Source organism: Haladaptatus sp. (assembly GCF_049589095.1).
Taxonomy (GTDB): domain Archaea; phylum Halobacteriota; class Halobacteria; order Halobacteriales; family Haladaptataceae; genus Haladaptatus.
On sequence record NZ_JBAWAC010000678.1, the window covers coordinates 1 to 3,930 of the forward strand.

4 protein-coding genes are annotated in these 3,930 nt (G+C 60.1%); 2 read left to right on the forward strand and 2 right to left on the reverse strand.

Annotation, left to right across the window (positions count from 1 at the left end; all coding sequences use genetic code 11):
* Together WBV42_RS21210 and WBV42_RS21215 are read left to right on the forward strand one after the other, a co-directional pair.
* Window positions 1–380: DUF4162 domain-containing protein (locus tag WBV42_RS21210; protein ID WP_423987801.1), on the forward strand; the 380-nt coding region annotated here is incomplete at its 5' end.
* A complete protein-coding gene (locus WBV42_RS21215) occupies window positions 377–1,255 on the forward strand; it encodes an ABC transporter permease (RefSeq protein WP_423987802.1) in 879 nt (292 codons plus the stop codon). The genes WBV42_RS21210 and WBV42_RS21215, both read left to right, overlap by 4 nt.
* Here the strand turns inward: WBV42_RS21215 and ligA are convergent.
* Both ligA and WBV42_RS21225 read right to left on the reverse strand, forming a co-directional pair.
* Window positions 1,252–3,309, reverse strand: coding sequence for an NAD-dependent DNA ligase LigA (gene ligA, locus WBV42_RS21220; RefSeq protein ID WP_423987803.1), 2,058 nt, complete (start codon window positions 3,307–3,309; stop codon window positions 1,252–1,254). The two genes, WBV42_RS21215 and ligA, sit on opposite strands and share 4 nt — an antisense overlap.
* A gap of 310 nt (window positions 3,310–3,619) precedes the next feature.
* Window positions 3,620–3,769, reverse strand: a complete 150-nt coding sequence (locus WBV42_RS21225; protein ID WP_190303699.1) for a hypothetical protein — start codon at window positions 3,767–3,769, stop codon at window positions 3,620–3,622.
* Window positions 3,770–3,930: the final 161 nt, after the last annotated feature.

The window sequence follows — 3,930 nt, forward strand, 5'->3', positions numbered from 1 at the left end:
GCGCGACGGTGTTCTTCTCCAGTCACATCCTCGGGCAGGTCGAAGCCGTCTGTGACCGAGTCGGAATCCTTCGCGAGGGCGAACTCGTTGCCGAGGACTCCATCGAAGGGCTTCGAGAGAACGTCGGTGGCGACACCGTTTTCCGAGTCGAGACTGCCTCGCTCTCCCCCGATGCGATCGAGCGGGTGCGCGCGATCAACGGCGTCGAGAGCGTCCGACGCGACGGGGAGACACTACTCGTCGACTGTGCGGCGAACGTCAAGACCACAGTCCTCACCACGCTCGAAGACACGGGCACGCAGGTCAAGGACTTCGAAACCGAGGAGGCGTCGCTCGAAGACCTCTTTATCGCATACACCCGACAGGGGGCGACGCCATGACGTGGCAATCCGTCGCCCGAAAGGACTTCCGGGACGCGGTTCGGTCACGATGGCTGTGGGTGTTGACGGGGCTATTCGTCATCGTGTTCGCAGTACCCCCGATCATCGCGTTCGTCCTGGATAACGGCGGGAACGCGGGACAGAACACCAATCAGTACATCTCCCTAATGGAGCAGGGTACCGCGATTCTGATTCCACTCATCTCGATCGTTATCGGCTACGCGGCCATCACCCGTGAGCGCGAGTCGGGGACGCTGAAACTCATGCTCTCGCTTCCCCATTCGCGTGACGACGTCGTACTCGGCAAGGTGCTCGGACGGAGCGGTGTCGTCGGGATTTCCATCGTCATCGGATTCGTCGTCGCCGCGGTGATCCTCCTGCTGACGAGCCTCCACTTCAAGGTCGTCGATTACATCCTGTTCGCACTGCTCACGCTCCTCCTCGGTCTCGTGTTCGTCGGGTTGTCCGTCGGCATTTCTGCCATCGCCAAGACCGGCCGCCGAGCGATGATCGGCGCAGTGACGTTGTACATCGCCTTCCTCGTCTTCTGGAGTGCGTTGGCAAACCTCGTTGCGAGTCTCCTCGGAAGATATGCTGGGATGGGAATTCCCGGACGGATATCCACGATGCTGTTCATCCGACTTCTGAACCCCATAACGGCGTACAAGACGTTGGTTAATTCGTTGATATATCCGAGCCACGTCGACGCACGGGTAGTGCTGTTCGACGGACTGATCCGAACTACCGTCGCGAGCGTGCTCGGTAACTCCCTCCCGATATACTTCAGCGATGTGTTCGTCCTGGTCTATCTCTCGTTTTGGCTGTTCATCCCCGTCGCAATCGGGTACTCGGTTTTCCGCCGAACGGAGCTCTAACGCGCCACATCTTCGTCTTCCAGCAGTTCCCAAAATTGGGCTTCCGACAGGATCGGCACGTCGTTTTCCTCCGCATCGTTCGGCTTCGACTGTCCGGGGTTTTCCCCCACGACGAGGTAGTCCGTGTTACCCGAGACGCTTCCCGTCGCGTTCGCGCCGTGGCTCTCGACGAGGTCCGCGATATCCGACCGGGGTTCGGACAGCGACCCGGTGAAAACGAACGTCGAGCCCGCGAGTTCGTCGCCATCCACGACTTCCTCTCGCTCCGGTTCGACGTGTCCCAACAGTTCCTCGACGACGCTTCGATTGCGCTCCGAGTCGAAGAATTGCCGGATGCCGGTTGCGACTTTCGGACCGATATCCGGGACGGCCTCCAGTTCGTCGGTACCGGCATCCATCACGGCGTCCATCGAGTCGAACTCCCGCGCCAACTCGCGGGCCGTTTCGCTCCCGACGCGTGGAATACCGATCGCCGAGAGGAAATGCGCAAGCGAGGGACGTTCCGACGCTTCGAGTTCGGCGAGCAGGTTGTCCGCACTCTTCTCACCCCAGCCGTCCAATTCGAGCAACGCCTCCCGGTCGAGTTCGTACAGGTCGGGCAGCGATTCGACCAAGCCTGCATCGATAAGCTGGCTCACCCGTTCCTCGCCCAGTCCCTCGATGTCGAGTCCGTCGTCGCTCCCGTAGTACGCCACCGCCTGCCGAAGTTGCGCATCGCACGCGAGTCCACCGGTGCAGTAGGCAATCGGTCCGTCGCGTTCGACCGGACTGCCGCAGACAGGGCACTGGTCGGGGAGTTCGTAGTAGCCTTCGCTGTGTTTTTCGACCACTTCGGAGACGTAAGGGATGACGTCACCCGCACGCTTGACGCGAATCTCGTCACCGATGTTGATGTCTTTTTCCGCGATTTCGTCCGGATTATGGAGGCTAGCCCGTGAGACGGTTACCCCACCGACATCGACGGGTTCGAGTAGCGCAACAGGGGTGAGTCGCCCCGTTCGTCCGACTTGCACGGTCACGTCCATGATCGTGGTTTTCTCCGAACGAGCCGGGAATTTGTACGCGTACGCCCATCGATACGAGCGTGCCGTCGTCCCGAGTTCGTCGCACTTCTCCCGATCGTTCACCTTGATGACGACCCCGTCGATTTCGTAGTTCAACTCCTCGCGCTCGGCCATCATCTCATCGCGGTAGTCGAGACAGGCCTCGATGTCGTCCACGAGTTCGGTGCGGTCGTTCACCTTCAGCCCGAACTTCGGCAGCGCCTCGTACTCCGACCAGTGGGTCGGAAACTCCTCGCTCGCGTCGAGTACGTCGTAGAAGAAACAATCGAGGGGACGCTCCGCCGTCACGGACGGATCGAGTTGCCGGAGCGACCCGGCGGCCGCGTTTCGCGGATTGGCGAACGGGTCCTCGCCGCGTTCGACCCGCTCGCGGTTGAACGCGGTGAACGCATCCAGCGGGAGATAGACTTCCCCCCGAACGGCGAGATAGTCCGGATAGTCACCTCGGAGATGGTGCGGGATGCTCGCGATGGTGCGGACGTTCTCGGTCACGTCCTCACCCGTCACCCCGTCACCACGAGTCGCGGCGCGCACGTACTCGCCGTCCTCGTAGACGACTTCCAGCGACAGACCGTCGAACTTCGGATCACAGACGTACTCCACTTCGTCGTACGCCCGATGGATTCGCTCGTCGAATCCACGCACGTCGTCGGCTTCACCGCTGGAGTCGATGGAGAGCATCGGGGCGACGTGCTCGACGCTGTCGAGTTCGTCGAGCGGTTCGCCGCCAACACGTCGGGTCGGACTGTCAGCAGTCTGGACGTCGAACGCCTCCTCTAACTCTCGCAGTCGCGTGAAGAGAGCGTCGTAGGTCCGATCGCCGATGAGTGGGTCGTTTTCGACGTAGTAGCGATAGTCGTGGTGGCGGATCGCCTCGCGAAGCAGTGCGGCCTGTTCGCTGGCCTCGGCTTCGCTCATCTCGACGACGGGTTCGAAATCCGTCCCTGGCTCTTCGACGTACGGGTTCTCGTCCGCGCTCACCTCTGCCATCTCTCGAAGGTTGTTCGTCGTCCGGTAAATACCTCATCACCGCTGTTGGAGAGGAAACAAAGCCCTGCAGTAACAGTTCCAGTATTCACACGGGCCGCCCGTCGGACCTGAAGTCGATGACGGACTACAGCGTGCACGAATCGGAGTTCGACGGAACGACCGACGACGACTAGAGTGCACCCGAAGAGAGGAATTTCGATACGGACGACCTGTCGGATACCGCCAGTCACATCGTTCTCTCGTCGTCCGGATTCGACGATCCCGACCGTTACGAAGTTTACCCGTGATTCGAACGCCGACCAGTCCGAAATTACAACAGTTCGGTGACGTTCTCGATGGCGTTTCGGCAGAACGGACAGCGATAGTTCGTCGAAAATCCGCTGGATTGGGCGACGGTTCTGGTTTCCAGTTCGTGAAACGCGATGTTCCGCCGACAGTCCGGGCAGACAACTTTTGGCACGATTAATTCTATTCAACCGTAGCTACTTAACTCCAAGGTGCAACAACACATATATATCAGATACTCGTGGTGCGCTGTTTCGAGAACGGTCAACCGGCGAAGAAAGAGTTCACGCCGACAGGGAGTTCAGTATCAGTCCGTCTCGGACAGATTTTGAACCG

Excerpts from the sequence above, each read along its gene's own strand:
- ligA (WP_423987803.1), bottom strand. The coding sequence starts at position 3,309 with ATGGCAGAGGTGAGCGCGGACGAGAACCCGTACGTCGAAGAGCCAGGG.
- WBV42_RS21215 (WP_423987802.1), top strand. The coding sequence starts at position 377 with ATGACGTGGCAATCCGTCGCCCGAAAGGACTTCCGGGACGCGGTTCGG.